27 protein-coding genes are annotated in these 25,288 nt (G+C 63.1%); 13 read left to right on the top strand and 14 right to left on the bottom strand.

Annotated features, from left to right (window positions below; translation table 11 throughout):
* The first annotated feature begins 49 nt into the window (after positions 1–49).
* Entirely contained in the window at positions 50–1,126 is a 1,077-nt protein-coding gene (locus tag AC07UR_RS10075) for a FecR family protein (protein ID WP_209791338.1), read from the top strand.
* Between the two features lie 3 nt (positions 1,127–1,129).
* Here the strand turns inward: AC07UR_RS10075 and AC07UR_RS10070 are convergent, their stop codons facing one another.
* Both AC07UR_RS10070 and AC07UR_RS10065 read right to left on the bottom strand, forming a co-directional pair.
* A complete protein-coding gene (locus AC07UR_RS10070) occupies positions 1,130–3,301 on the bottom strand; it encodes a CHASE2 domain-containing protein (protein WP_173420199.1) in 2,172 nt (723 codons plus the stop codon).
* Positions 3,302–3,307: 6 nt separating this feature from the next.
* Positions 3,308–5,062 (bottom strand): adenylate/guanylate cyclase domain-containing protein, encoded by a 1,755-nt coding sequence (locus AC07UR_RS10065; RefSeq protein ID WP_209791337.1) that lies wholly within the window; start codon positions 5,060–5,062, stop codon positions 3,308–3,310.
* A gap of 297 nt (positions 5,063–5,359) precedes the next feature.
* On the opposite strand from AC07UR_RS10065, the gene AC07UR_RS10060 reads away from it, so the two are divergent.
* The 3 genes from AC07UR_RS10060 (at position 5,360) to AC07UR_RS10050 (ending at position 7,448) form a co-directional block, all read left to right on the top strand.
* Positions 5,360–6,019 (top strand): aspartate/glutamate racemase family protein, encoded by a 660-nt coding sequence (locus AC07UR_RS10060; RefSeq protein ID WP_209791336.1) that lies wholly within the window; start codon positions 5,360–5,362, stop codon positions 6,017–6,019.
* 147 nt (positions 6,020–6,166) lie between these two features.
* The gene (locus tag AC07UR_RS10055; RefSeq protein ID WP_209791335.1) at positions 6,167–6,667 is read left to right on the top strand and encodes a GNAT family N-acetyltransferase; all 501 of its coding nucleotides are present in this window, start codon (positions 6,167–6,169) and stop codon (positions 6,665–6,667) included.
* Positions 6,668–6,884: 217 nt separating this feature from the next.
* Positions 6,885–7,448, top strand: a complete 564-nt coding sequence (locus AC07UR_RS10050; protein WP_209791334.1) for a GNAT family N-acetyltransferase — start codon at positions 6,885–6,887, stop codon at positions 7,446–7,448.
* A gap of 24 nt (positions 7,449–7,472) precedes the next feature.
* Here AC07UR_RS10050 and AC07UR_RS10045 read toward each other — a convergent pair whose 3' ends face one another.
* A complete protein-coding gene (locus AC07UR_RS10045; RefSeq protein ID WP_173420194.1) occupies positions 7,473–7,916 on the bottom strand; it encodes a TIGR02594 family protein in 444 nt (147 codons plus the stop codon).
* Between the two features lie 763 nt (positions 7,917–8,679).
* Between AC07UR_RS10045 and AC07UR_RS10040 the strand changes: the two genes are divergently transcribed.
* A complete protein-coding gene (locus tag AC07UR_RS10040; RefSeq protein ID WP_077503757.1) occupies positions 8,680–9,033 on the top strand; it encodes a DMT family protein in 354 nt (117 codons plus the stop codon).
* 34 nt (positions 9,034–9,067) lie between these two features.
* Here AC07UR_RS10040 and AC07UR_RS10035 read toward each other — a convergent pair whose 3' ends face one another.
* The 4 genes from AC07UR_RS10035 to AC07UR_RS10020 all read right to left on the bottom strand — a co-directional run bounded on the left by AC07UR_RS10035 (position 9,068) and on the right by AC07UR_RS10020 (position 12,736).
* On the bottom strand, positions 9,068–10,000 hold the full coding sequence (locus AC07UR_RS10035) for an RDD family protein (protein WP_209791333.1): 933 nt from the start codon (positions 9,998–10,000) through the stop codon (positions 9,068–9,070).
* A 29-nt stretch (positions 10,001–10,029) separates the two neighbouring features.
* Positions 10,030–10,857: an ATP-binding cassette domain-containing protein gene (locus tag AC07UR_RS10030; protein ID WP_209791332.1), complete on the bottom strand. Its 828-nt coding sequence runs from the start codon at positions 10,855–10,857 to the stop codon at positions 10,030–10,032.
* Positions 10,858–10,898: 41 nt separating this feature from the next.
* Positions 10,899–11,681: an ABC transporter permease subunit gene (locus AC07UR_RS10025; RefSeq protein ID WP_173420192.1), complete on the bottom strand. Its 783-nt coding sequence runs from the start codon at positions 11,679–11,681 to the stop codon at positions 10,899–10,901.
* Between the two features lie 101 nt (positions 11,682–11,782).
* The gene (locus tag AC07UR_RS10020; RefSeq protein WP_173420191.1) at positions 11,783–12,736 is read right to left on the bottom strand and encodes an aliphatic sulfonate ABC transporter substrate-binding protein; all 954 of its coding nucleotides are present in this window, start codon (positions 12,734–12,736) and stop codon (positions 11,783–11,785) included.
* 355 nt (positions 12,737–13,091) lie between these two features.
* On the opposite strand from AC07UR_RS10020, the gene AC07UR_RS10015 reads away from it, so the two are divergent.
* Positions 13,092–13,526 (top strand): hypothetical protein, encoded by a 435-nt coding sequence (locus tag AC07UR_RS10015; RefSeq protein ID WP_209791331.1) that lies wholly within the window; start codon positions 13,092–13,094, stop codon positions 13,524–13,526.
* A 17-nt stretch (positions 13,527–13,543) separates the two neighbouring features.
* Complete coding sequence (locus tag AC07UR_RS10010) at positions 13,544–14,335, top strand: AraC family transcriptional regulator (RefSeq protein WP_209791330.1); 792 nt, start codon at positions 13,544–13,546, stop codon at positions 14,333–14,335.
* A 41-nt stretch (positions 14,336–14,376) separates the two neighbouring features.
* On the opposite strand, the gene AC07UR_RS10005 is transcribed toward AC07UR_RS10010, so the two are convergent.
* From AC07UR_RS10005 to AC07UR_RS09985, 5 genes are all read right to left on the bottom strand, one after another.
* Positions 14,377–14,868 carry a DoxX family protein gene (locus tag AC07UR_RS10005; protein ID WP_209791329.1) on the bottom strand — a complete coding sequence of 164 codons (492 nt, stop codon included), beginning with the start codon at positions 14,866–14,868 and terminating at the stop codon, positions 14,377–14,379.
* Positions 14,869–14,882: 14 nt separating this feature from the next.
* Positions 14,883–15,638 carry an HvfC/BufC N-terminal domain-containing protein gene (locus AC07UR_RS10000; protein WP_209791328.1) on the bottom strand — a complete coding sequence of 252 codons (756 nt, stop codon included), beginning with the start codon at positions 15,636–15,638 and terminating at the stop codon, positions 14,883–14,885.
* A gap of 11 nt (positions 15,639–15,649) precedes the next feature.
* Positions 15,650–16,504 carry an MNIO family bufferin maturase gene (gene bufB / locus AC07UR_RS09995; RefSeq protein WP_209791327.1) on the bottom strand — a complete coding sequence of 285 codons (855 nt, stop codon included), beginning with the start codon at positions 16,502–16,504 and terminating at the stop codon, positions 15,650–15,652.
* 77 nt (positions 16,505–16,581) lie between these two features.
* On the bottom strand, positions 16,582–16,866 hold the full coding sequence (locus tag AC07UR_RS09990) for a BufA1 family periplasmic bufferin-type metallophore (protein ID WP_209791326.1): 285 nt from the start codon (positions 16,864–16,866) through the stop codon (positions 16,582–16,584).
* 57 nt (positions 16,867–16,923) lie between these two features.
* A complete protein-coding gene (locus AC07UR_RS09985; RefSeq protein ID WP_173420184.1) occupies positions 16,924–17,193 on the bottom strand; it encodes a BufA1 family periplasmic bufferin-type metallophore in 270 nt (89 codons plus the stop codon).
* A 226-nt stretch (positions 17,194–17,419) separates the two neighbouring features.
* On the opposite strand from AC07UR_RS09985, the gene AC07UR_RS09980 reads away from it, so the two are divergent.
* Together AC07UR_RS09980 and AC07UR_RS09975 are read left to right on the top strand one after the other, a co-directional pair.
* A complete protein-coding gene (locus tag AC07UR_RS09980) occupies positions 17,420–17,986 on the top strand; it encodes a sigma-70 family RNA polymerase sigma factor (RefSeq protein WP_209791325.1) in 567 nt (188 codons plus the stop codon).
* Positions 17,973–18,608 carry an NrsF family protein gene (locus AC07UR_RS09975; RefSeq protein WP_209791324.1) on the top strand — a complete coding sequence of 212 codons (636 nt, stop codon included), beginning with the start codon at positions 17,973–17,975 and terminating at the stop codon, positions 18,606–18,608. The genes AC07UR_RS09980 and AC07UR_RS09975 overlap by 14 nt, the downstream gene beginning before the upstream one ends.
* A gap of 6 nt (positions 18,609–18,614) precedes the next feature.
* On the opposite strand, the gene AC07UR_RS09970 is transcribed toward AC07UR_RS09975, so the two are convergent.
* Both AC07UR_RS09970 and AC07UR_RS09965 read right to left on the bottom strand, forming a co-directional pair.
* On the bottom strand, positions 18,615–19,148 hold the full coding sequence (locus AC07UR_RS09970; protein WP_210264476.1) for a hypothetical protein: 534 nt from the start codon (positions 19,146–19,148) through the stop codon (positions 18,615–18,617).
* A 77-nt stretch (positions 19,149–19,225) separates the two neighbouring features.
* A complete protein-coding gene (locus tag AC07UR_RS09965; RefSeq protein ID WP_209791323.1) occupies positions 19,226–19,612 on the bottom strand; it encodes an acyl-CoA thioesterase in 387 nt (128 codons plus the stop codon).
* 212 nt (positions 19,613–19,824) lie between these two features.
* Here AC07UR_RS09965 and AC07UR_RS09960 point away from each other — a divergent pair, with 212 nt between their 5' ends.
* From AC07UR_RS09960 to AC07UR_RS09945, 4 genes are all read left to right on the top strand, one after another.
* Positions 19,825–21,639: a methyl-accepting chemotaxis protein gene (locus AC07UR_RS09960; RefSeq protein ID WP_209791322.1), complete on the top strand. Its 1,815-nt coding sequence runs from the start codon at positions 19,825–19,827 to the stop codon at positions 21,637–21,639.
* A 286-nt stretch (positions 21,640–21,925) separates the two neighbouring features.
* The gene (locus tag AC07UR_RS09955) at positions 21,926–22,477 is read left to right on the top strand and encodes a Kazal-type serine protease inhibitor family protein (RefSeq protein WP_209791321.1); all 552 of its coding nucleotides are present in this window, start codon (positions 21,926–21,928) and stop codon (positions 22,475–22,477) included.
* A 379-nt stretch (positions 22,478–22,856) separates the two neighbouring features.
* On the top strand, positions 22,857–24,110 hold the full coding sequence (locus AC07UR_RS09950) for an extensin-like domain-containing protein (RefSeq protein ID WP_173420178.1): 1,254 nt from the start codon (positions 22,857–22,859) through the stop codon (positions 24,108–24,110).
* Positions 24,111–24,449: 339 nt separating this feature from the next.
* A complete protein-coding gene (locus AC07UR_RS09945) occupies positions 24,450–25,271 on the top strand; it encodes a sulfite exporter TauE/SafE family protein (RefSeq protein WP_173421026.1) in 822 nt (273 codons plus the stop codon).
* Positions 25,272–25,288 lie beyond the last annotated feature (17 nt).

The following is a 25,288-nucleotide window of genomic DNA, read 5'->3' as shown; positions in this document are numbered from 1 at the left end:
AAGACACCCAAGCCTGACGCATGATATCAATTGTGGTTTGGAGGGGGCCATGTCGCGTTTGAGTGGTGCCGCCCTTATCGCTTTTCGTGCAATGCTTCTTTGCCCTGCCACGAGCTTTGCGGCCGAACCCGTCGGTCAAGCGGTATCGATCAGGACCGAAGTGTCCGGCGCGAGCGGTCCGCTGGCGGTCAGGGACCCGGTCTACCGGGACGAACGGATCCGGACGTCAAAGTCCGGTCTTGGCCAGTTCGTTTTCCAGGACGGGACCAAGCTCGCCGTCGGCTGGGGGTCTTCCGTGGTCATCGACCAATTCGTCTACGACGGCACCAGGTCGGTGAAGAAGCTGACGATCACGGCCGCCAAAGGCACCTTTCGCTGGGTCAGCGGCAAATCCAAACATTCCGCCTATGAGATCGTCACGCCGGCCGGCACCATCGGCGTGCGTGGCACGGCGTTCGATTTCTATGTGGGGCGCGACGGCACGACTGCGGTCGTGCTGCTGAATGGTGCGGCCAGCTTTTGCGGCGCCGGTGGGTGCCGGCAACTGACGCGGCGCTGCGATTGTGTGGTTGCCACACCCGGTGGTGGGGTCAGCCAGGCGGCGCGCGTCAGCCAGCGCACATTGCGCAGCCTCGGCAATGCGCAGGCCCTGCCTTTCCTTTCCGGCGGCCAGAGGCTTTCCGGCACGATCGGCGCCGTCGGTGCCGGCTGCGGATTGCAGGCCGCGCGTCGCGATGATGTCGCCCGTCCGCCGGCGCAGATCGAGCAACAGCAGGCGCCGATCGAGCGCGAAGAGCCCAAGCCGGAGAAACCCAGACCTGAAAAGCCGCATCACGAAAAGCCCCATCATGAGAAACCGGATCGCGACAAGCCGGACCGGGACAAGGATCACGGCCATCACGACAAGGATCATGACGACGATCACGGGGATCACGGGCAGGGTGGCGGCGGAGGCAACCAAGACGACCATGGCTCGTCTGGCTCCGACAACGACGGCCACGCTGGCGGCAGCGACGATGGCGACAGCGGCGAGCGTGCCGACCGCGATCATGGCAATGGCAACAATGATCGCCATGGTGGCCGCGACCGCGACCGCGATCGAAGCGACAACGACGACGACGATTGATCGCTATTCGGCGATGCGGCTGGCCTGATCGGCTGGGGTTTCTGTGAAATGGTCGGAGCGACGGGTGATCCTGCCGTAGAACGCCACCAGGCCGGGCGTGATGGCTGCTGCCTTGAGCTTGGCGGCGTTGGCAAGGCTGCGGCTGGCCGAGGCGCGCACACGCAGGTTTTCGACCAGTCTTGAATGCAGGCGTTGCAGTTCATCGAAATCGGGCGATGCGGCGACGTCTTCGTCGCCGGCGACGGCAAACAGCCGGGTCCGCGTCGTCTTTCCTTTCAGCCCCAGGGCGCCGGCTTCCAGCAATGCGCAGCCGGGCAGGGCCTGCGCTGTCGCCTCCGACACCAGGATGTCGAAGCTCACATCCTTGCACGCCGCCTCGATACGGGCGGCGATGTTGACGGTGTCGCCGACGGCCGAATAGTTGAAACGCGTCTCGGCGCCCATGTTGCCGACGCAGGCAATCCCGGTGTGGATGCCGATGCCGATGCCGACCTCCTGCGCCGCACCGAAGCCGAAGGCGTCGTCCGCATTGAGCCGCGCCAAGGTCTGGCGCATGCCGAGTGCAGCGCGCAGCGCCTTGCGTGGATGGTTGGTTACATCGACCGGCGCGTTCCAGAAGGCCATGATCGAATCGCCGATGAACTTGTCGAGCGTACCCTCGTTGGCAATCACATGTCGGCTGAGCGCGTCGAGCAACGTGTTGAGAAAGGCAACGACATCGGTTGGTGCCATGCGCTCGCTCATCTCGGTGAAGCTGCGCACATCGACGAACATGACGGTAAGCTCGCGATCGTCACCGCCGAGCCTGAGGGCGTTGCGGTTGTGTTCTATCCGATAGAGCAGCGAGGGAGAGAGATAGCGGCCGAAGGCTTGGCGGACCTCGCGGCGCTCGCGATCAGTGACCAGGAAACGGAATGCCGTCGCCGAGAAATGGGTGATGGATGCAGCCAGGATCGGCGCCAGCGGATCGAACAGCAGGCCGGCATAGGAGAATGCAACCCAGGACGTGACGAGCGCCAGCGCCGTGATTGCCAGGCCGCAGGCAAGCGCAACGATGGGACTGACGAAGGTCGTCAGCAGCACGAGAAGGCAGCCGGCAATCGCGATCGACAGGATTTCCAGCCCGTTGGCCCAGTCCGGACGCGAGAGATAGCGGCCGGAGAGGATCTGCTCGACGATCTGGGCGTGCAGCGAGACGCCGGGAACGTTCTGGCCGAGTGCCGTCGTGCGCACGTCCTGCAGCCCGGCGGCGGAGGTGCCGATGAAGACGATGCTGCCTTCGATCGCCGCAGCGATATCGGGGGATACATCGGCATCCTCGAGAACGCGCCGCGCGGAGACATAGCGCTCGGTCGTATCAGGACTGACGTAGAGCCAGAGTTCGCCGGAAGCGGTCACCGGCACGACGAAATCCCCGATCTTGGCGGCCGTCAGCGTATCCGGCACATCGGGCGCCCCGGCCAGCACATAGGTCGAGCCGCCTTGTGCCACGCGCAGCGCCTCCAGTGCCAGACTGGGGTAGAGTTGCTGGCCGTCGCTCAGGAACAACGGCACTGCACGCACGACGGCCGAGGAGCCACCGGGGTTGAGGCTGATATGGCCGAGCCCGGCGGCGTTGCTCTCCAGTTGCGGCCGCAGCGGGGTGGCGGCGCGGATGCGCGGCGGCGCACCAACGGGGCTTTCGCCGGTAAAGGCGAAACCGGCCTTGACCGGCGGCAGGTAGCTTCCTTCATTGGTCAGCCCGAAGCCGAGGACGACAGGCCTTTCCGCGATCGACCTGGCAAAGACCTCGTCATTGTCGGGCAGGCGCTTAAGCAGCGATGGATCGATTTCGGGCACGTCGCGCAGCACGTTGCGCGGCGACAGCCGGTCCGGTTCGGCAAACAGGATGTCGAAGGCAATCGCCGACGCTCCCATCTCCACCAGCCTGTCGGTCAGCTTCGCCAGCCTGTCTCGCGGCCAGGGCCATTGCCCAAAGGCGCGCAGCGACGCTTCGTCGATATCGACGACCTTGACCGGCATGGTCTCGTAGGCGCGCGGGGACAGCCGTTGATACTCATCGAAGGTGACGTCGCGCCCTTGCTTCAGAAGCTGCGGGTCGCTGGCGCGCAGCAATGTCAGCACTGCAACGACCGCCAGACCGATCACGACGCCGAGCTGTTGCGCACGGGTCATGGCGCCTCACGGAACGGCTGGCAGGCCCGCCTTGCGCAGCCCGTCGATGAAATGTGCGTAATCGGCGGGGTCGACATAGGCGGTAAAGATCTGCCAGTAGCCCGGAAGATCGAGGGGCGCGTTGGCGACCGCCTCGTCGACGAGCTTGCAGGCATCCTCGGTGCGTCCGAGCTGGCCGAGGCAGGCGAGCAGCACGACCAGGTTGAAATAGGTGCGCCGCAACAGAAGCCCGCGTTCGGCGTGGTGCTGCGCCTCCTCGTAATTGCCGAGATGGTAATGGGCAAGCGCGATCCGGTTGAGGAAGAGGTAGGTCAGCGGATCGTGCGGGCTCAGCCGCAGTGCCTTGTGCAGCGGATCGAGCGCGTCGGCGAAACGGCCGACGAAAATGCGGGCCCAGCCGAGCGCCATATGGGCCAGCGCGAGATTGGGGTTGAGATCGATAGCCTGCTGGGCCTCGGCAACGGCCGCGTGCGGGCGGCGGGCTGCGAAATTGGCAAGGCACATGACGTAGTGCGAATAGGAATCCCTGTCTTCGAGCGCGATGGCCCGCTCGGCTGCGACAAGCAGTTCGGCCCGGTCGCGATCGATATCGTCGCTGAAGCCGAAGAAGCATCGGGCGTAGAGCGAGCGTGCCAGCATCATATGGGCGCGGCCGAAGTCCGGGTCGAGCGCGATCGCGCGGCGATGCCAGTCGATCGCCTCGGCAAAATGCGCGGCCGTGTCCTGGGCGTTGTGCAGCAGCGTGCCGCGCATGTGGCACTCATAGGCATCGAGATTTTCGGTGCCGCGCAGGAGCGCACGGCGATTTTCGCCGATCAGGATTTCCGGTTCGATCGCGGCGACGACATGCTGTGTCAGTTCGTCCTGGATGGCGAAGATGTCGGCCACCTCTCGATCGAAGCGCTGCGCCCAGAGATGCACGCCGGTCTCGGCCTCGATCAACTGCCCGGTGACGCGAACTCGGCTCCCCGACCGGCGCACGCTGCCCTCGACGATGTAGCGCACGCCGAGATCACGGCCGATCTGCTTCACGTCGACCGCGCGCCCCTTGTAGGCAAAGGAGGAGTTGCGGGCGATGACGAAGAACCAGCGGCAGAGCGAGAGCCCGGTGATGATGTCTTCGGTCAGCCCATCGGCAAAGTAGTCCTGGCCGGGATCGTCTGACATGTTGACGAAGGGAAGCACGGCGATCGACGGCTTGTCCGGCAGCCGGAGTGGCATTCCGGGCAAATCGGGGCCTGTCGGATCCTCGCGCCAGTCGACACTGTGCACGAGCACCGGCCGCGGCATGTTCTTCAGCGTCTGCTCGCCGAGCTTGACCATCGGGAAGTCGAGCTTTCCCTCGATCTGGTCATGCAGTGTACCCGAGATGCACACGCCCGCGGGGCGAGCCACCTGCTGCAGCCGTGCCGCGACATTGACGCCGTCACCGAGCAGATTGGCGCCCTCGACCACGACATCACCGAGATTGATACCGATGCGGAACTCCATGCGTTTCTCCGGCGCCAGATCGGCATTGCGGCGTTGCAGGGCGCGCTGGATGGCAACGGCGGCGCGCACGGCCTGGACGGCGCTGTGGAATTCGGCAACGACGCTGTCGCCGGCAGTGCTGAAAATTCGCCCGCCATGCTCGGCGACGAGATCGCCGATCGTGGCGCAATAGGTGCCTAGCGTCGCAAGCGTACCTTCCTCGTCGGTCGCGACGAGGCGACTATAGCCAGCGACATCGGCAGCGAGGATGACTGCGAGCTTCCGTTCCAAGGGGGCGAGCCCCTCCTGCGGCGTATGGCTAGAGGAAGTTAAGGGTATCGTAAATTAGGTGTATCTAGAAGTGCGAAAACGCCATGATCGTCTCTAACCAACGATTGCTGCGCCGATTTTGAGGCCATTTGCGGGCCAACAAGGCCTTCACTCGTGGATTGCGTGCTGGGGACGACGAAGAGTTTGCGTTGTGGGCTCGGCCGGACGCGGTTTCGCCCGGCAGCGAAACGTGCAAGGTATCCCGATACGCTGGCGGCGCGTGCGCGTGGCCTGAAACTCACGACGAAGGGAAACACCTTGATCATCGCCTGCCTGCATACGGCCGACAGCAACTGCGCCGTTTTTGAAGCCGCCGCGCGCAAACTCGGGCTTGCAAGCGACGTGCTTCATCACACGGTGCGGCCGGACCTGCTCGAGGCCGCGGAACGGGCTGGGGGTCTCACAGACGAAATCGCCCGCTCGACGGCCGCAGCGCTGGGCGCATTGGCAGCGCGGGCCGATGCCGTGCTCCTCACCTGCTCGACACTCGGGCCCAGTACGGCGATTGTTGGTCAGACGCCGGTGCCGGTGTTGCGGATCGATGCGGCGCTTGCCGAAGGGGCGACGGCTGTCGGTGGCAAGGTCGTGGTGCTCTGCGCCGTCGAGACGACGGTGGCTCCGACCACCGCAGTGTTTTCCGAGGCGGCGAAGCGCAGGGCGGTGGCGCTCGAGGTGCGCCTCGTCGCCGGCGCCTGGAGTTCGTTCAAGGCGGGTGACCGCGACGGCTATCTTGCTGCGATCGCTGGTGCTTGCGACGTCGCCTATGCCGATGGCGCTTCGATCGTAGCCCTTGCTCAAGCCTCCATGGCGGGAGCGGCGGACTTTGTGCATCGAGGACCGCCCCCTTTGACGAGCCCGGAGGCAGGGTTGCGCGCGGCGCTGGAACGGATCGCACAACGGGTCTCGACGGTCGAGTGATGAGCAGGGCATTTAAAAATTGATTCAGGTGTTTAGAAGGAGAATCTAATGTTCTTCGTGCGGCTCTGATAGTGCGGATCGGCGTTGACAGGGCTGGGTCGACGCGGAGAGTATCGTGCGCCCAGAACCGGATTTCGGAACCGCTGAATGCCTTCCTTTCAACTCCGCCGCCTCGAAGCCAGAGATGTCGACGCCTACCGAGCCTTGCGCCTCGATGGTCTTAAGCGCCATCCCGAGTCGTTCGGTGCGTCCCACGAAGATGAGGCGAAGCAGCCGCTTGACTGGTTCGCCAATCGGTTGACGGTCGCCGCGATCATCGGTGCCTTCGATGCCGCCGGTGCGCTTGTGGGTGTCGCGGGCCTGACGATCCCAAGCGCCATTAAGACGAGGCACAAGGGTATCCTTTGGGGTATGTATGTGCTCGAGGCGGCGCGCGGGAGCGGCGTGTCAAAACGGTTGGTCGAGGCGGTGATCGACGAGGCCCGGGGGAAGGTCGAGCAATTGCAGTTGACCGTCGTCTCCTCCAATGCCGTAGCCATCCGGCTCTATTCCAAACTCGGCTTTGTCGGTTACGGGTTGGAGGCGCGTGCCCTATGCGTCGATGGGCAGTATTTCGATGAGATGCTGATGGCGCTGCCGCTCGTCTAGCGGCGCTCAACGCGGCTTCTAAGAGCGGTACGGACATGCCGGGATCGGCCGCCTGCGGGACCGGTTGCGGGCGAGGATCGTGTGTATGGCGAAGATGTCTATTTAAGATATTGTTTTTATATAAACAAACACCTCAAGATGGCCCTGTTCCGTCTTGCCGGTTGGTCCTGGCCAGAGACGGGGTCGACGGGGCGAATTCCGTCGATAGGATGCCGCCATGAACGCCCTGATTCGACTGACCCGCCAAGACGACGCACCCGCACTGCCCGATATCGAGCGATCGTCGGGAGAGGCATTTCGCAGTGTTTCCGAACTGGCCTGGATTGCCGACGACGATGTGCAATCCGTTGACGCACATCTCGATTTCGTTCGCGCCGGTCTCTCCTGGGTCGCGGTCGATGATGGTGATCGTCCGCTCGGCTTTCTCTGCTCTGAGATCATCGCCGACGCCCTGCATATCTGGCAACTCGCGGTGTTGCATGATCGACAAGGGCTTGGGCTCGGGTGTGCCTTGATCGCAGCCGCCGTCGCCCATGCGCACGAACGATCGCTTGGCGCGGTAACGCTGACCACCTTCCGCGAACTCGCATGGAACGAGCGCTTCTACCGAAAGCTCGGGTTCGTGACGCTTGAAGCCGATGCGCTCGATGCCGATGCAAGGCTTACGCGGACCCTTGCGAAGGAGGTTGCCTGCGGCTTGCCGGCGGAGCGGCGCTGCGCAATGCGCCTGACGCTCGACGACGGACAGCCCGACGGCTACAACGAGCCCCCGGTTCGGTAATCGCGAACCTGTTTTCTCCGCTGGCTAACGCCTGACGGCAACGACCTGGCCGCGGTTGAATTGCGAGACCCTGACGCGACCGGACTGATTGCCGCCCATCACCTGCGCGGTCGATTTCGACAGGGCGGAGAGGATGCCGACATGATAGCTGCGCCCGGTGCGCACGACGATAACATCGCCGGGGCGGGCATAGGAGAGCTTGACCGGCGCGCCGAAACGCAGCCACGAGCGGGCAATGCCGAAACTTTGCGGTGGCGTTCGGCCCGACTTCCGGGCAATCAGGCCCATGAAGTGGCCGCACCAGGGGGTGCGGGCCGGGTTGATGCCGAGTGCGGTGCGTAGCCGCCTGTTGTTCTTGACTTCGTGCATGCCGTTATATTGCTGGGCCTGGGCCAACATGCCCGCCGTGGCCACATCCGGTGTCAGAAGCGCGACATAGGCAGCCGCGAGAAACGCCAGGACCTTCATGGTCAGGTCTCCTTGCCAAGTTGTTTGGTGCGTGCATCCCGGATGTGCCTGGCGATCGCCGAACACTGCCCCCGGTTTTCATCTGCATCGATCACTGTTTCGGGGGATATCGGCGGCAAGCGCCTGCGCGTTGCACCTTGAACGCAGCATCAGCGCGCCGGCGAACCGCGATGAAACGCGGTGCCAACTTCACGGCGATTGCCGTCGGAGTGTGGTATTCCCCTGCCTGTCCCGTCGGACGGTGCGCGGACTTTTGCTCACTGTCTGGTGCAAAATTGTGGCAAAGGGCAAAAAGAGAGAATTTTCGTGCGTAATCTAACTCGTTTGGGTTAGATATCGTCAACTTTTACGACCATTACGCGTTGTTTTTGTGTTCAAGCGGTGTTCGTCAGACGGTTCGCTCGCCGTTGAGCGGCACTTGCTGCCTTAATTGAGGCGGCAATTTCAGCGGCGGCCCACCGCGATCAAGCGGGAATTGCGATGCAAGTGGGCGGAATTGACATCCTCCGCCCGAGCCCCGGGGGGCTTAGAGGCAGCCAGTTGGATGGGGCGTGGCAGGTTGCGACGGAGTGAGGGGCCGCAATCGTTCTGTTGTGGCTGCCTTCGCGTGCGAACGTCGCCAAAAGCCGGATCTATGAAAAAGCTCTCAGCACATTGGCCGGGCTGATACGGCGTGGGCTGTTGCAAACACGATGTCGTAGCTTGTCAGAAGGAGGCCAGCAGGACCATTCTGCCGGACCGATTCGCGCCTTCGAGGGTCCTCATGTCGTTCGCTATCAACCCGGCTTATCTCTGGCCGATCCTGCTGCTGCTGATCTCCAACGTCTTCATGACGTTTGCCTGGTACGGGCACCTGAAATACACCTCATCGCCACTTTACATGGCGATCGCCGCAAGCTGGGGCATTGCCTTCTTCGAGTATTGCCTGGCCGTACCTGCCAACCGCATCGGCCACGAGGTCTATTCGGCGGCGCAGCTGAAGACGATGCAGGAGGTGATCACCCTCCTGGTGTTCGCGGCGTTCTCCGTGTTCTGGCTGAAGGAGTCGATCGGCTGGAATCACCTCGTCGGCTTCTCCCTGATCGCCATCGGCGCCTCGTTCATCTTCAAGGGCTGAAGCCAGGCAACTGCTGCGCGGTCACATTGGGCGATCAGGCGGCTGCTTCTGCCGGCGATGTTGTCTGCGCTCTGGGGCTGAGGATGACGTGGCATCCTGACAGGTGGTCGTAGATGGTCTGCCCGCGCCAGCGCAGGAGAGGCAAGACCCACCAGACGATTGCGAACAATGGGAAGATCAGGCCGCCGGCCAACATGATGATCTGAACCGGCGCGCCAAGGATGGTCGTGGCGTCCATCAAGTCCCTGAGGATGTCGCCGGAACCAAAGCTCGCAATCGACAGCAGCATGAACGGAGCGCTAAATGCATCGAGCATCGCCGGCAGCATGCGCAATGCTTCCCGTTTGGCGGCCTTGGCAAACGGCAGCGCTTCGCCATTGTCTGCAATGACGCGCAATGCGAACAGCTTTTTGCCCGGGGTCGTGCCGAAGCGTGCGATCAGGGCCGCGCCCGACAGGCAGAAGAGCAGCACCGGCACCAGTTCGTCGAACACTTCTGTTCCCAGCCTCATCGCTTCAAGCTCGACCGGATTGCCGGCCTCGTCGATCTCGAAATTGATCGTCCGCTGCGTTGGATTATCGCCGGCATCGACCAAAGTTGAAACAAACGACCTGCTGTCGGCTACGCCCCAGAAGGATGTTGTGCAGATCTGGCTTACGCGCGACTGGCCGGGTGCCAGAGGCCATTCGCGTTCGATCCTTTGCACCAGCGCGTCAGGCGCGGTTGGTTCGCATGCGGTCATTGAGGGAATGAAGTATCGCGGCGCCCACGGGAGGGCGACGACCAGGACGATCGAGACAATAGCTGCGACGATGTAAAACAGAAGAGTGTCAACGACAAAGGCCGCCAGCCGCCGCCAAAAGAAACGTGGAAGAATTGAGCCGGCGACCGTTGAATTCATGATTGACCTTCCATGCGGGCAATGGTTGCATTGCTTCCATGGGAGGTTGTGTTCGTCAATGTGCATCGTGCCAAACAGCGATCGTAAGCGGCACTTTATCCCCGGCCGAACAATCGGTCCAGGATCTGCCCTTCGAGCCTGGCGGTTTCGGCGCTGCCGTGGCGGCGGGGGCGGGCGAGCGGGATCGGTAGATCGAGCGCGATGCGGCCCTCATCGACAACCACGACACGGTCGGCAAGTGCCACGGCCTCGGCAACATCGTGCGTCACGAGCACCGCGGTAAAGTTCTGTTGCTGCCAGATGCGCTCCAGCAGTTGCTGCATCTCGATGCGCGTCAGGGCGTCGAGCGCGCCAAGCGGTTCGTCGAGCGCCAGGATGAACGGGTGAGCAACGAGCGCCCGAGCAAGCGCCACCCGTTGCTTCTGCCCTCCCGACAGCACCGACGGCCACTCCTCTGCGCGGTCGGCAAGCCCGACTTCGTCAAGGATCTTCAACGACAGATCGCGGGCGACTTCGCCCTTGGCGATGCCTGTCAGCCCGACCTCGACGTTGCTGCCGATCCGCGCCCAAGGAAGCAGCCGCGGCTCCTGGAACATGATGCGGCTTCGACGATCGGGCGCGCTGCCGACGGGGATGGTCAAGGTGCCGCTCGTTGGTTTGTCGAGTCCGGCCAGGATGCGCAACAACGTACTCTTGCCGCAGCCGCTCTTGCCGATGACCGCAACGAACTGCCCTTCGGGCACGTCGAGGTCGATGCCGTCGAGCACGGTCTTGTCGCCGAAGCGTTTGCCGATGCCCTTGAGCGAGAAGGCGAGAGGCGGGGCGGGCGAAAGCTGTGGCAAGGGGGCGACGCGGCCGGTCTCGGGCGCATCGACGCGGTCACGCTCTTGCTCGTGTTTCGGGTGAAGGGCGATGACGGACATCGGATCGTTCCTCTCTTCGTCTTTTCCGGGCCTGCGCCGGATCAGGCCGGCTGGAAGGCCGGGTGCCATTGCAGCGTCAGACGCTCGAGCAGCCTGGCGAAGCTGTCGGCGAGCTTGCCGAGCAGCGCGTAGATCAAGATCGACAGGATGACGACATCGATCAGCAGGAATTCGCGCGCCTGCATCGCCATGTAGCCAAGGCCGGAGGAGGCCGCGATCGTCTCGGCGACGATCAGCGTCAGCCACATGATGCCGAGCGCATAACGAAGGCCGACGAAGATGGCCGGTAGCGCACCGGGCAGGATGACGCGCAAGAAGAGCTGGCGCTTCGACATGCCGTAGATCCGGCCCATCTCCAGGAGTTGGGGGTCGACACCCTGGATGCCGAGCAGCGTATTGACGTAGATCGGGAAGAAGACACCGAGTGCCACGAGGAACAGCTTTGCTTCCTCGTCGATTCCGAACCAGAGAATGACCAGCGGGATCAGCGCCAGATGCGGAATGTTGCGCACCATCTGCAGAGTGGTGTCGGTCAGATCCCGGCTCAACCGTGACAGGCCGTTGGCAAGCCCGAAGGCAAAACCGATCGAGCCGCCGATGGCAAAGCCCGAGAGCGCCCGCAAAGTGCTGACGCCGATGTTTTCGGCAAGTTCGCCTGATGCCAGCAGGCGGATGAAGGCTGCAAGCACTGCGGAGGGTGGCGCGATCACGCTTTCCGAAATCAGACCCGTGCGGGAGGCGGCTTCCCAGGCGAGGATCAGGACGGCGGGCAGGAGCCAGCCTGCGAGATTTCGCGCAAGTGTGTTCGTTGCGGTCTTCGCCATGGCTCAGGTCCTTGCTCGCTCGTAGCCTCAAGTCTTCGCGGCGCCGGCGCCGAAACTTTCGTCCCGACGCCGGCCGGTTTTCGCCTTGGGAGGCAGAGGGATCAGTTGCCCGGTGCGGTCCAGACCGCATCGGAAATGGTAATCTGCTTGGGGATCAGCCCGAGCTTGAAGAAGCGGTCGGCGGTCTGCTGCTGGCCGGCGACGATATCGTCGGTGATCGGGCCGATCGAAAAGACCGTGCGGTTGGCGGCGATCGTCTGGGCTTCGAGCGGCACACCGGTCACCTCGTGGAGTGCGGCTGCGACCTTGTCGCGGTTACCATCGGCCCAGACCGCGGCATCCTTGAGCGCGCCGATTGCCGACGTGATGGTCTCGGCATGGCTGGCGGCAAAGTCGCGATTGGCGAGGAAGTAGGTGTTGACCTTCAGGGTCTCGGCCGAGGTCGTCAGGATGCGCGGCTTGTAGCGTGTTTCTGCAATGGCGAAGAACGGATCCCAGACGGCCCAGGCATCGATCTTGTCGCTGGCGAAGGCGGCTGCCGCATCGGCGGGGCTCAGGTAGACGGGCGTGACGTCACCAAAGCCGATGCCGGCTTTTTCCAATGCCGCGACGACGAGATTGTGGGCGCTGGTGCCCTTGCCGACGCCGATCTTCTTGCCCTTGAGGTCGGCCAGCGACTGGATTGGCGAATCCGGCTTGACGAAGATCGCCTCGCCCTTGCCGTTCGAAGGCAGGGCCGCGGCGTATACGATTGCCGAGCCGGCCGCCTGGCCGAAGATCGGCGGAGCGTCGCCGGTCCAGCCGGCATCGATGGAGCCGACGTTCAAGGCTTCGACCAGCGGCGGTCCGGCAGTGAATTCCACCCAGGATACTGCAACGCCTTTCGGCTCCAGCGCCTTCTCAATGACTTTCTGCTGCTGGGCGACGACCGGCAGGCCTGTCTTCTGGAAGCCGATACGGAATTCCTTCAGGTCTTCGGCCATGACGCCGAAGGAGGCGAGCACCGCGGCAGTGAAGAGGCCGGTGCCGAAAAGCCGTCTGGTCAGTTTGAACATCTGTCCCGCTCCTGTTTGCTGGAGGGCCATGGGCGCCGTCCTTGTGAACTGGGATCAGTGTAAAAGAAGATCATAAAATTTATGGAGTTTGTTTGTTTTGTTGTCGGCGTGCTTTGCGAAACGCTTTTGCGGCTGAGCCCGGCGGTGCGGGAATAATCGTCATCCGGTCGCTGCGGTTCGGCATGTGCAGGGCGAAGGCTTGCCGGCGCTGAAGGCCGATCCGGGACTTCCCGTTTTCTGGCCGGTTCTCGCATTCTTCTGGCCGGGCGCGACAATGACGCCTGAGAGGCGCCGGTGCTAATTCCATGCCGGAAGACAGAAGCCGGGACGTTCCCGAAGAGGCAAGGAGCTGATCATGCACGTTGATGCCACCGCGTTTCCCGAAGTTTGGATGGATTTCACTCATGGCACAGGCCAGACCATAGACGAGGTCCTGGATGTCTATACTGGCCTGCTTGCGCGCGGCGCGCCCTTCGTCTTTCTCGGTGAAGGCGGTGATGTCGAGGGCGACAAGGACGCTCATGCTGTGGCAGACAGGAAGAAGATCTCCCTCTGGATGAAGCGGAACAAGACGCCGATCACGGCCCTGGTGCGGGCGATGATCTACATCGAGCCGAATACCTCCAAGCGGATCGCGGCCCGGGCTTTCGCACTGGTCTACGAGAAGTTCTGGGGGTATCCGATGTTCGTTGCCGCTTCCAGGGACGAAGCGAGCGCCATTATCCGCACCGTGCTGCCGAGCGCGCCCGAAGCGGATCCGGAGCAGGGCGCCGCTCAATCCATGGTCTGAAAATTTCACCGGGTGCCATGCTGATCACCGCCTTGCCAACGCAGGACTTCGAGCCGGACGACAGCGCCCGGCCGATCGCGGCCGCCGGTTTCACGCTATTGACCGAAGACGGCGAAATGCCCTGGCACCGCCATCGGCGGGCGCAGGTGTTCTACAACGACAGTGGTCTCATTACCTGCGAGACGGAACAGGGTGTCTGGGTCATCCCGCCTCATGGTGCGATCTGGATCCCCGGTGGCCTGCTGCACAGGTCGCGCTGCGCAGGAGAGATGACCGGAGTCGCGCTGTTCGTCGAGCCGGACGCGATCGACCGATTGCCTGATGTCTGCTGCAGTCTGGCCGTGTCGCCGCTTCTGGCAGCGCTTCTCATGCGCGCGGTGACGTTACCCGCGCTTTACGACGAGGAGGGCATTGACGGATGTTTCGTCCGACTGCTTCTCGATGAACTCGCGCATTCCCCTGTTGATGAGGTTCACCTGCCGCGCCCCGCCGACACACGCCTGCGGCTGATGACGGATGGCATGCTGGCCGATCCTGCCAACCGCCGCACCCTTGCCGAATGGGCAGGTCATATCGGGATGAGCGAGCGCAATCTGCGACGGCTGTTCCCGCAGGAAACGGGAATGAGCATCGGCCATTGGCGGCGGCAGATGCATGTCGTCGCCGGCGTGCAACTGCTCGCCCACGGTCTATCGCTGCAGTCTGTCGCCCATGAACTCGGCTATGAAAGCGCCAGCGCCTTTGCGGTCATGTTCAAGAAGATGACGGGCAAACCGCCGGGCCGATTTCTCGCCGAGCGCCAGCCGTAGCGTGGCGCGCCGACGGATTGATCGTCGCAGCCTGCCGCCGTTCAGCGAGGCGCACGGCAAGCCCCGAAATGACAGGCGATGAGATGATCGATCGAAGCGCGGCCGGGGCCGCCGGCGATGATGACAAGCAGGCAGACCGCCCAGGTCCCGTGTGTCGGCCAGGCATCGGGGTAGACGAAGATCTCGATCACCGCAGTCATGCCGAAAAGCGCCAGCGCTGACAGCCGGCTGGCGAAACCGATCACCAGCAATAGCGGGAACAGGTGTTCGGCGAACGCCGCCGCATGGGCGGCAAGCCACGGATCGACCAGCGGCAGCCGGTATTCGTTCTCGAAGAGATAGACGGCACTGTCGGTCACCTGCCAGCCATCGACCTTGGTCTGGCCCGATCGCCAGAAGACGGCGGCGATCGACAGGCGCGCAATCAGCGCGACGACATCGTGCGGCACGCGGTCGAGCAGGTCTCGCACGGAACAGATTTTGCCGACGATGCCCTGCTGGGTGTCCGGTGTCATGGTCATTTCGTTCTGCATGGTCCTTACTCCTGTCAGTGGAAAGCAATGAACGCGCCGGTTTGCAAGGCGCCAGCGAGGTTGGCCGAAAGGTCGAATGCGGAAGCATTCTCGATCGCATGCTCGACGGCGGTAGCAAGGCGTTCTCCGCTTGCCAATGCCTGGAGGAAGGCCGCGCCGCCAGGCGGCAGGCGCCGGACCTCGACCGTCATGTGCGGCCGGGCCACCATTGCGTCTTCGGCCGTCCAATCCTCGATGGGCCGCAATTCGGCTTCGCCCGCATTCATCGCCCAGATGGTGACGAGAGGGTGCGGCGACCTCAGGATGCTCAGCGAAGGATGCGGGACGAAGACAAGGTCGGCGAGCCGCTTCGGCGGCAGGGCTGCAAGCTTCGCGGCGTCGAGCGGTGCGACGTCGGCGGCGTGATAGGCCTTGCCGCGCGCCGCCTCCAGCCGAATAACATCGGGCAGGTAGGCAATGTCCTTCGCCGGTTCGAACCGCTCGACGAAATCGGCGAAGTCGTCGCCGTAGGACAGCAGCAATGGCGAGCGCGGCGGGTGGACGCGGATGAACTCGGCGGCCATCGCCGAGAAGAATGCTTCCCCGACTATCGCCTGGGCGGCCGGGAAGCGTGAGGCGATCGCCCCTGTCAGCCCCACCATGACATTGTTGCGATAGACGGCGAAGCGACGCTGCGGCTGCAGCCCGTTCCAGGCGGTCAGTCCCGGCGGAACGGCAACGGCCGGGTCGGCCAAGGCCGCCGCAAACCGCGTCTGGGTGCAAAGGGACATCGAGATCTCCTTCAGGCGGCGCGACGCTTGTTTGTGTTTTTGAGAATCTCGTCAGCGGCCTGCGCTTCGGCGCTGAGAACCGACCAGGCGGGCACGTCGTTGTCCCATTCGATCAGGGTCGCGACCGGCCCGATGCGTGCGATCAAGGCGGCATAGAGGGCCCATACCGGATCCTTGACCGGCGTATCGTGGCTATCGATCAACAGCGGCGCACCCGCATCGTCGACCGTTTCGGAGTGGCCGCTCAGATGGATTTCGCTGACGGCTTCCACCGGGAAACGAGCGAGGTAATCGCCTGGGTCCATATGGTGGTTGGTCGAGGCGACGAAGACATTGTTGATATCAAGCAGCAGCCCGCAGCCGGTGCGCCTGACGATTTCGGCCAGAAATTCCGTTTCCTCGATCGTGCTTTCGGCAAAGAGCAGATAGGTGGCCGGATTTTCGAGCAGCATCTGACGTTTCAGCGTTTCCTGCACCTGGTCGATGTGGTCGGCGACCGACGCCAGGGTGTGGTCGGTATAGGGCAGCGGCAGCAGGTCGTTGAGGAAGACGCTATCGTGTGTCGACCAGGCGAGATGCTCAGAGAAGCTCTCCGGCTCGTAGCGATCGCAGACGATCTTCAGGCGTGAGAGATGCTCCCTGTCGAGCGGCTGAACCGAGCCGATCGACAACCCGACGCCATGGATGGAGAGCGCGTAGTCTTGACGCAGCTTGCCGAGTTGTGCGTGCGGCGGGCCGCCGGCGCCCATGTAGTTTTCGGCATGCACCTCGAAAAAGCCGATCGGCTGGGGTTCCGCATTGATGGCGGGGAAGTGCTCGGGCTTGAAGCCGACACCGGCGCGGCGCGGAAGATCGGAAAATTTCATTCGGATTGCTCCTCTGGTTGCGGGACGGCGGCGCAAGGCCTGCGCCGCCGTCTTGGCGGATTTCAGCGATCCGGGGCCTAGGCTGGCGCCGGGCCCTGCGTCAGCGAGCCATGGCCATTCGGCGTCTTCATCGCTTCGCATGTGCCGGCGGGAACGAGCTTCCAGGCGTTCTGCTGATGATCGATCTTGGAGGTCCCGGCGCAGGTCGTGCCGGGTCCTGCGGCGCAATCATTCTGGCCCTTGAGGGCGACGCCGTAGCACTTCTCTTTTGTCGCGTCGGCGGCCGGGGCCGGGGCGCTTGCGACGAGAGACAGCGCGGTTGCGACGGAGGCGGCAAAGACGCTTGCGGATATCTTGTTCATGATGCTGTTCAGTCCTGAATCTGTTGAGGGAGGCTTGCTGTCGACGGATCGGCGTGATCAGGCCGGCATCAGCATGCCGTGGCCGTCAGGGGTCTTCATCGAGGTGCAGGTTCCAGCCGGCACCAGCTTGAAGGAGCCCTTGTCGAAATCCATGGTCGACTTGCCGGCGCAATCATGCTTGCCGGCCGCGCAATCGTTCTGGCCCTTCATGGCAACGCCGTAGCACTTTTCGTTGTTTTCGGCGGCGAAGGCGGCCGGCGCAGCTATAGTGGCAAGGGCCGAAGCGAGCGAACCTGCGAGCGCCAGAGTAGCGATGCTGTTTTTCATGGAACTGTCTCCGTTGGTGGTCGGCCGTGATTGGCTGACACTTGGGCTACGGAGGCGGGGTGCCGTTCGTTACATCGCGCTTTTCGATTTTTTTCGCGCCGTGCGCTTGCAGTCTTTCCGATTGCAAGGGAAAACCCAGGCGAACCAAGGCTTTCCGGCGATTCAGAAATATTTCTTCTGCGCTCGGTAACAAAAACGTGTGCCGGTTCGTAGAGGATGATGTCGGGTGAATTCTTCGACGCGTGAGCAGGAATGGGCAGAGTGGATGCGCAGCGCCATGAAGGGCGATACGCAGGCCTACCATCGCTTTCTCTCGTCGGTGACCCCGCATCTGCGCGCCATGGCGCGCCGGCGCTGCGATCAGTTCGGGGCGCCTGCGAGCGAGGCAGAGGATGTGGTGCAGGAGGTGCTGCTGGCCGTCCACCTCAAGCGCGCAACGTGGGATCCGGATCGCCCGATCGGTCCATGGCTGTCGGCGATCGTGCGCAACAAGCTGATCGACAGCCTGCGGCGCCGGGGTCGTCACGTGAATGTACCGATCGAAGATGTGATTGCGACATTGGAGGCGGAAGAGCAGGGTGATGGGCTGGACCGGATGGATGCGGTCAACATGCTGGAGCGCCTGAAGGACCCGCAGCGCGATATCGTCCGCTCTATTTCGCTTGAAGGTGCAGGTGTGCGCGAGACGGCCGATCGGCTGAAGATGAGTGAAGGGGCGGTGCGCGTGGCGCTGCACAGGGCGTTGAAGTCGTTGGCAGCCCTCTATCGGAGTGAGACACGTGAAGACGAATGACCTGATCAGCTTGCTCGCAGAGGACGCGCCCGTGGGCATGCGGCTTGGCCGTATGCTGGCGCTTGCCCTCGTCGCAGGGGGCGTCGTGTCCGCTCTGGTTCTCCTGTCGACGGTCGGTGTCCGCCCCAACCTGGCAACAGCCATCGAGACGGCGCGCGTCCTGTTCAAGATCGGCTTCACGCTGGTTCTCGCCATTGTCGCGTGCCGTTTCGTCTTCCTTGTCGGACAGCCCGGGCGATCACTCAAGGCACGTGGATTTCAACTCGCCGTCCCTGGCCTTCTTCTCGCAATTGCGGTTGTTTCCGAGCTCCTGGTGCTGCCATCGCAGGCTTGGACGGCGAGCTTGATCGGCAGGAATGCCGGCTTCTGCCTGTTCTTCATTCCGGTGCTGTCGCTGGCGCCGCTCGCCGGCTTCCTGATCGTCCTGAGGAATGGCGCGCCCGACAACCCCGGTCTTGCAGGCGCGTCGGCGGGCCTTGCCGCCGGCGCCATTGCCGCCTTGCTCTATGCGTTTCACTGCCCTGATGACAGTCCGCTGTTTCTTTCGGTCTGGTACTCGATCGCTGTCTTGCTCGTAACCGCAGTCGGCTATTTCGTCGGGCGGCGCTGGCTGCGCTGGTAGTCGCTCTCAATCCAGGAGATCGAAGGCTCGGTACATCCAGACCAGCTGGTAGGCCACCGCGCCGATGAGGAAGGCCGCATGGAAGCGTCGGTTCGGCGTCCAGGCGGCGATCATGCACAACACGATGTAGGTGACGTTGCGCATCGGGTATTCGAGCCCGTAGGAGGCGAAATAGGCCTTGCCCTTCAGCGCCGTGTCGACGAGGTCGACGGCGAAGGCCAGCGCCAGAAAGCCGAAGAACCACTTTCGCCGCGACATGAAGTAGTGCTCGTAGTCGCTGTAATCGTCGAGCGTGGTCGGAAACAGGAGCACGCAAAGAAAGAAGAAGACGCAGCAATAGAGGATGACGAAGAGGTAGACGGTGACGTCGAGAACGGGCAGGGCGTGGAGGTGGAATTCCCACCACCAGAAATGCACGAGGAAGACGAACATGAACAGGACCCAGCCGAGATGGATCCAGTAAACCCGGGTCTTTCCCGGGTGCTGTACGAAGAGCGCAAGCCCGCTTAAGAGCCGAGCGAGGCTGAGGCTGACGACCATGCCCATGACGACCCGGATATGCGAAAAGATCGCCGGATCAGGCTGGGTCGGGTCCACGGTCGTTCCTCCTCTTCCGTCTATTCCGCCGGTACCACCTTTGGCTTGCCGTTCTCGTCGAGCGCGACCATGACGAAAATGGCGTCGGTTACCTTCTCCATCAGGTGCGAGAGATAACGCTGCGCCCAGGCCTCGACCTTGAGCGTCATCGAGGTGCGTCCGACCTTGATGACGTCGGTGTAGATGCAGAGCGTGTCGCCGATCTTGACCGGCAGCGCGAAGGCCATTTCCTTGACTGCCGCTGTCACCACGCGGCCGCGGGCCCGCTCGGCGGCGCGAATGCCGCAGGAAAGGTCCATCTGCGCCATCACCCAGCCGCCGAAGATGTCGCCGGCGGCATTGGCGTCGGCAGGCATGGCCAGTGTGCGCAAGGTCAGTTCGCCGGTCGGTCTGGTGTCTGCGGTCATGCCTGTCTCCCTCGTGTCCTAGGAGATGTAGCGCATGGTTGCTTCGTCAGGGAAGTGCGCCGTCAGACAAATCGCGCGAGGTGGACGATCACGAACTTCACTTCTTGCGAATATGTTAATGGAGATCTGTGAAATTTAGGTATCGTTTGTTAGGGGCTTTGCAAAGAGCCACCCCTATCCTGCACGCTTCTACTGGAGGCAGGGGACTGGGGATGAAGAGATTCAGGATTTCGGTGCGGCTCTATGCGCTCGTCGCATTCGCACTTTTGACCATGGCGGCGGCGCTGACGTTTGGCCTGTTTCAGGCGCAGGACAAACTCGTCGGCGAACGCAAGGCGATGCTGTCGGCCATGAACGAGAATGCCGTTGCAGTGTTCGACGCCTATCACAAGCAGGAAGTGGCAGGCACGCTGTCGCGCGAGGACGCGCAGAAGCGGGCGCTCGAAGCGGTCAAGGCGATGCGCTATCAGGGCAGCGGCTATTTCTGGATCAACGACATGCACCCGACGATGATCATGCATCCGATCAAGCCGGAAATGGATGGCAGCGACCTCTCCGCCAACAAGGATCCGAACGGCAAGCACCTCTTCGTCGAGTTCGTCAATGCGGTGGAAAAGAGCGGGCAGGGCTTCGTCGACTACTACTGGCCGAAGCCGGGCGCCGACGAGCCGGTGCTGAAATACTCCCACGTTGCCGGCTTCAAGCCCTGGGGCTGGGTGGTCGGAACCGGCGTCTATTCCGATGATCTCACGGCCATGTTCCGTGAGCGCGCCTGGCAGGTGGCCGGCATTCTTCTCGCCGCAGCGCTTGCGATCCTGATGGCAGCATTGGCGATCGTGCGCAGCGTGGTCAGGCCGGTCGAGAAGCTGAAGGCATCGATGCGATCGATTGCCGATGAGGATCTCTCCTCGGACGTGCCGGAAACCGACCGTGGCGACGAGATCGGCCAGATGGCCAAGGTTCTCGTGGTTTTGCGCGATTCGGTGCGTGAGCGGTTGGAACTGCGTTCACGCGAAGCCGAGCAGCAGGACAGGCTGGAATCGGAGCGTCGCGGCAACGAGCAGCGCCAGCGGGCGACCGCCGATGCGCAGGCCGACGCGATGGAAACGGTGGGGGCAGCGCTCGAGCTGCTGGCAAGCGGTGACCTGACGGCTGAGATCGGCCACATCGCCCCGGAATATGGAAAGTTGAGGCAGGACTTCAACACGGCGGTTGCCGCCCTTCGCGACGTCATCGGCTCGATCTCGCATTCGACCGAGATCGTCACCGCCAGCGCCGGCGACATTTCTGAAGCGGCCAACAACCTGTCGCGCCGCACCGAGCAACAGGCGGCAGCACTCGAAGAGACGGCAGCGGCCCTCGACGAGATCACCTCGACCGTGCGCCATTCCTCCGACCGGGCCAACGAAGCGCGCAATATGGTCGATGAGACCAAGGCGAGTGCGGCGAAATCCGGCGGCATCGTGCGCAACGCGATCGACGCCATGGGCCGGATCGAGACGTCTTCGAGCCGGATCAGCCAGATCATCGGCGTGATCGACGAGATCGCCTTCCAGACCAATCTTCTGGCGCTGAACGCCGGTGTCGAAGCCGCACGGGCAGGCGAAGCCGGCCGTGGCTTTGCGGTGGTGGCGCAGGAGGTGCGCGAACTGGCACAGCGTTCTGCCGGCGCCGCCAAGGAGATCAAGGAACTGATCGGCACATCGGTGCGCGAAGTCGGCGCCGGCGTCGAGCTGGTGCGCTCGACCGGCGATGCACTGACCGAGATCGAAGCGCTGGTCAACCGCGTCAACGAGCAGGTTGCCTCGATTGCAACGGCGGCCCGCGAACAGGCGACGGGCCTTGCCGAGGTCAATAGCGCCGTCAACAGCATGGACCAGATGACCCAGCAGAACGCAGCCATGGTGGAGGAGACGACGGCCGCAAGCCAGACGCTTGCAGCCGAGAGCCGCGAATTGAAGATGCTCTTGACCAAGTTCCGCCTGCAGGAAACGTCTCGGCAGGCCGCCTACGGCCGCGCTGCCTGAAACGGTATCCGACGATTGATGAAGGGCCTGCCTGCGAAAGCACGCGGGCCCTTTGCCGTCTCGGGCGTTCGCCGGGGCGTGCCATGGGATCGGAAGCGTGGATGCGGTGCTGAAGGCTCGATTGCGCGTGCACGTTGAGCCATCGAGCCCTGTTCAATCGGTTGTGTGTCGGGGACGAAGCGGGCTTGACCAATCCTTGTGCGGGGTTAGATACGGTTGGACGGGGAGCGGAATGATGCGGCATGTCGCCGGGTCGGCGGCTACCGGTACTGTCCAGGGGATATTCATGGCGCTTCTCAGACTTCTTTTCACCCGGCCGGGGGCGGCTATTCTTCTGGCATTCGGATTTCTGTCAGCCTGTACCGTCGTGGTCGATGAGCCGCGGCCTGGCCCGGGGCCGATCCGCCCGCCGATGTGCACGATGGAATATGCCCCGGTTTGCGGCGAGCGTGGCAATCGCACGCGCACCTTCTCGAATTCGTGCCAGGCGCGGGCTGACGGCTTCAACGTGATCCACCGCGGAGAGTGCCGCCCGGACAACCGTCCGCCCGAGCGAGAGCCGCAGGTCTGCACGCGGGAATATGCGCCTGTGTGCGGCCAGCGCGGCCGCCAGCAGCAGACGTTCTCGAACGCCTGCATAGCGCGTGCCGACGGCTTCCGCGTGGTTGCGCCCGGCGAGTGCCGCCGCGACGAGGATCGTCCGCCGCAGGGCCAGTTCTGCACCCGCGAATACGCGCCGGTCTGCGGCCAGCGCGGCAACCGGATTCAGACCTTCCCGAACTCCTGCGAAGCTGGTGGCGCCGGCTTCCGGGTCGTACACCCCGGTGAGTGCCGCTAAACACGCTTAAACCTCAGGATCGCTAAAGGCCCGCGCAGAGCAATCGACGCGGGCCTTTTTGCGCCAGTGCGCTTTTGGTGTCTCCCTGGCGTGAATTGCGGCAAGGCGCAGCATATTTCATTCTTCAATTTTGAGGTCCGCGGCCCGTGGATACACAGGCCTTTATGGCCATGACACCGGAAAGGTTTCGTCACCGGACCTGCCGGATGTTGGGAGCCGCACGCAAGGCTTCATTTACCGTGTTTGCATAAAATGCATCGCAAATCGGCCTTTTTCGGCGGTGTGCCCGGCTTGCGACACAGGTGGCCTGCACCGTTTTGACGTCGATTGTGTGCGGCGATGTCGTTGATATCGTTCTGGATGAAGGCGGCAAATCGGTATGGCGTATGTTCCCACTCTCCATCGTCCGTTGACGGCGTTCGTGCTGTCGATCTCGCTTGTCGCCTGCACGACCGATGCGCTGACGCCGTCTGCGCGGATCGATAGCGGCGAACGCGTCGGCGCGATCAGCCCCGTTCCGGTCGATGCCGTACCGGAACAGGAGGTTGCGGCCTATCCTTCAGGGGACCCGGTTTCGACGTTCAGCAACGGCAACGGCAGAACCGTGCCTGCGGCGACCCATCAGCCGACCCGGCGTGCCTTGCCGATGATCGATAGCGAAGAGGCGGCGCTCTCCGGTGCCCAGCCGGCCAACACCGGCTCGACCGCCATTCCTTCCGAAGGCGTCAACATGGATGCGATGCTTGGCGTTCAGCCCGTGGTCGGGCTGGCGGAGGAGCAGAACAACGAGATCGCCGAGGGCAACGCCAGCCAGCCTGTGGTCGGCGGCATCGGCGAGGACAATGTCCGCCAGCTCGGCAGCCCGCCACAGACGCTGAACGAGGCGCAGGCGAGCCTTGGCGGCGACCCGGATCTGCCGCCTTTGACGCCGGAGCAAATTTCCGCGGAAGAGGCACAGCGTCGTCGCGCCTTCGAGCGCCAGCAGGCAATGCAGCGCGCCCAGGAACCGCAGGAGGTGGCGATGCTGCCGCGGGCACGCAATCCGCTATCGGAGCCGGAATCGCAGTTTAACGGCCAGATGCCGCGCTCGGAAATTGCCTGCCGCCAGCGCTTGCGCAAGCTCGGGGTCGAGTTTCGCGATATCCCGCGTATCAGCAACGGTCCGTCCTGTGGCATCGACTATCCGATCCAACTCAGCGGTCTCTCCGGAGGCATCGACGTCAAGCCTGCGGTCAAGCTCAACTGCGAAGTGACCGAAGCCTTCGCCAAGTGGGTGAAGTACGAACTGGCGCCGTCGTCGCGCTACCGCTACTGGTCCGGCGTCAAGACCATCAAGCCGCTCGGCGGTTATTCCTGCCGCACGATGAACTCGCGCCGCGGCAACCCGATGTCCGAACATGCGCATGGCAACGCCATCGACGTCGGCAAGTTTGTCTTGAAGAACGGGAAGGAAATCGACGTGCGCAAGAAGGGATTCTTTGCCTTTCGCGAAAAGGGTCTGTTGAAGGCGGTGCGCACCGACAGCTGCAAATACTTCAACACGGTTCTCGGCCCGGGCAGCGATCCCTTTCATAAGGATCATTTCCATTTCGATCTGAGGACCCGCAAGACCGGTTACCGTCACTGCGATTGAGGAGCGCTTGCGCCGCTACAGCGCCGCGCGCCGAATATGGCGCGCTAAGGACGCTGTAACACTATAAATTTACTGCATAATTTCTCCCCAAATCGATTCCGATTTAAGGGATTATGCAGTCAGGTCGTGAGCCGGCAAAAAAAGAGGCCGGCGGGGGAGCCGGCCGACGTCCGGAGAAGAAGCCCCGGAACCAAAGCGATGCGTGCAAATCACGTGGCGAGCGCGCCGCGTGCCACGCCAAACTGATTGAAAAGCATCACCGTTTCGTGACAGAACTGCCGTGCCGGCGGCCGTATCGTGTTTCTTCGCCGGATTCCCACTGTCACGATCGGAGCAGCCGTGCCGCCGGTTTCGGAACTGATGATGTTTGCCCTGGCGCTGGCCGCCGCAGGTGTGGTCGCCGGGCTGCTTGCCGGTCTTTTCGGCATTGGCGGCGGGGCGATCCTCGTTCCCGTTTTCTACCAGGTATTCGGATTGCTTGGTATCGATGACGCCGTTCGCATGCATCTTTCGGTCGGAACGTCTCTCGCCATTATCGTGCCGACCTCTGTGCGATCCTTCCTGTCGCACTACAAGCGGGGCGTCGTCGACATGGCGCTGTTGCGAAACTGGACCGTCGCCGTGCCGCTTGGCGCCATCCTGGCGTCGGTCATCGCAGCGTCCGTCAGCAGCGGAACGCTTCGGCTGATCTTTGCGGTGATCGCACTTGCCGTCGCCTTTCGCATGCTGTTCAACCGCGCAAGCTGGCGGCTTGGCTCCGACCTGCCGCGCAATCCGGTAAAATGGCTGGTCGGCGTCGCGATCGGCATCCTCTCTGGCCTGATGGGCATCGGCGGTGGTGTGCTCAACAACACCTTCATGACGCTCTATGGTCGCCCGATCCATCAGGCGGTCGCGACCTCTGCCGGCGTCGGGGTGCTGATTTCGATCCCGGGACTTTTTGGCTACGTCTGGGCCGGGTGGGGCCTGCCGGGGCTGCCGCCGCTTTCAACCGGCTTCATCAACTGGATCGCTGTCGCATTGATCATCCCGATCACATTGCTGGTGGCACCACTTGGCGTGCGCGCCGCTCACGCCATGAACCGGCGTCAGCTCGAGACCGGATTCGGCATCTTCATGATTTTGATTGCGGCACGATTTCTCTACAGCCTGTACGGGTAAAGCGTTTTCGCGTCAGG

Source organism: Ensifer sp. GW821-FHT05G01 (assembly GCF_059419585.1).
This window is presented reverse-complemented; position numbering and strand designations above follow the sequence as displayed.

Bases quoted from the DNA above. Each gene is read 5' to 3' on its own strand.
- AC07UR_RS10010 (WP_209791330.1), top strand. From the start codon at position 13,544: ATGCTGATCACCGCCTTGCCAACGCAGGACTTCGAGCCGGACGACAGC.
- AC07UR_RS10075 (WP_209791338.1), top strand. From the start codon at position 50: ATGTCGCGTTTGAGTGGTGCCGCCCTTATCGCTTTTCGTGCAATGCTT.
- AC07UR_RS09985 (WP_173420184.1), bottom strand. From the start codon at position 17,193: ATGAAAAACAGCATCGCTACTCTGGCGCTCGCAGGTTCGCTCGCTTCG.
- bufB (WP_209791327.1), bottom strand. From the start codon at position 16,504: ATGAAATTTTCCGATCTTCCGCGCCGCGCCGGTGTCGGCTTCAAGCCC.
- AC07UR_RS10035 (WP_209791333.1), bottom strand. From the start codon at position 10,000: ATGCACATTGACGAACACAACCTCCCATGGAAGCAATGCAACCATTGC.
- AC07UR_RS10000 (WP_209791328.1), bottom strand. From the start codon at position 15,638: ATGTCCCTTTGCACCCAGACGCGGTTTGCGGCGGCCTTGGCCGACCCG.
- AC07UR_RS10045 (WP_173420194.1), bottom strand. From the start codon at position 7,916: ATGAAGGTCCTGGCGTTTCTCGCGGCTGCCTATGTCGCGCTTCTGACA.
- AC07UR_RS10055 (WP_209791335.1), top strand. From the start codon at position 6,167: ATGCCTTCCTTTCAACTCCGCCGCCTCGAAGCCAGAGATGTCGACGCC.
- AC07UR_RS09965 (WP_209791323.1), bottom strand. From the start codon at position 19,612: ATGACCGCAGACACCAGACCGACCGGCGAACTGACCTTGCGCACACTG.
- AC07UR_RS09955 (WP_209791321.1), top strand. From the start codon at position 21,926: ATGGCGCTTCTCAGACTTCTTTTCACCCGGCCGGGGGCGGCTATTCTT.
- AC07UR_RS10005 (WP_209791329.1), bottom strand. From the start codon at position 14,868: ATGCAGAACGAAATGACCATGACACCGGACACCCAGCAGGGCATCGTC.
- AC07UR_RS10070 (WP_173420199.1), bottom strand. From the start codon at position 3,301: ATGACCCGTGCGCAACAGCTCGGCGTCGTGATCGGTCTGGCGGTCGTT.
- AC07UR_RS10020 (WP_173420191.1), bottom strand. From the start codon at position 12,736: ATGTTCAAACTGACCAGACGGCTTTTCGGCACCGGCCTCTTCACTGCC.
- AC07UR_RS09950 (WP_173420178.1), top strand. From the start codon at position 22,857: ATGGCGTATGTTCCCACTCTCCATCGTCCGTTGACGGCGTTCGTGCTG.
- AC07UR_RS09970 (WP_210264476.1), bottom strand. From the start codon at position 19,148: ATGGTCGTCAGCCTCAGCCTCGCTCGGCTCTTAAGCGGGCTTGCGCTC.
- AC07UR_RS09990 (WP_209791326.1), bottom strand. From the start codon at position 16,866: ATGAACAAGATATCCGCAAGCGTCTTTGCCGCCTCCGTCGCAACCGCG.
- AC07UR_RS10040 (WP_077503757.1), top strand. From the start codon at position 8,680: ATGTCGTTCGCTATCAACCCGGCTTATCTCTGGCCGATCCTGCTGCTG.
- AC07UR_RS10050 (WP_209791334.1), top strand. From the start codon at position 6,885: ATGAACGCCCTGATTCGACTGACCCGCCAAGACGACGCACCCGCACTG.
- AC07UR_RS09960 (WP_209791322.1), top strand. From the start codon at position 19,825: ATGAAGAGATTCAGGATTTCGGTGCGGCTCTATGCGCTCGTCGCATTC.
- AC07UR_RS10015 (WP_209791331.1), top strand. From the start codon at position 13,092: ATGCACGTTGATGCCACCGCGTTTCCCGAAGTTTGGATGGATTTCACT.
- AC07UR_RS10025 (WP_173420192.1), bottom strand. From the start codon at position 11,681: ATGGCGAAGACCGCAACGAACACACTTGCGCGAAATCTCGCAGGCTGG.
- AC07UR_RS10030 (WP_209791332.1), bottom strand. From the start codon at position 10,857: ATGTCCGTCATCGCCCTTCACCCGAAACACGAGCAAGAGCGTGACCGC.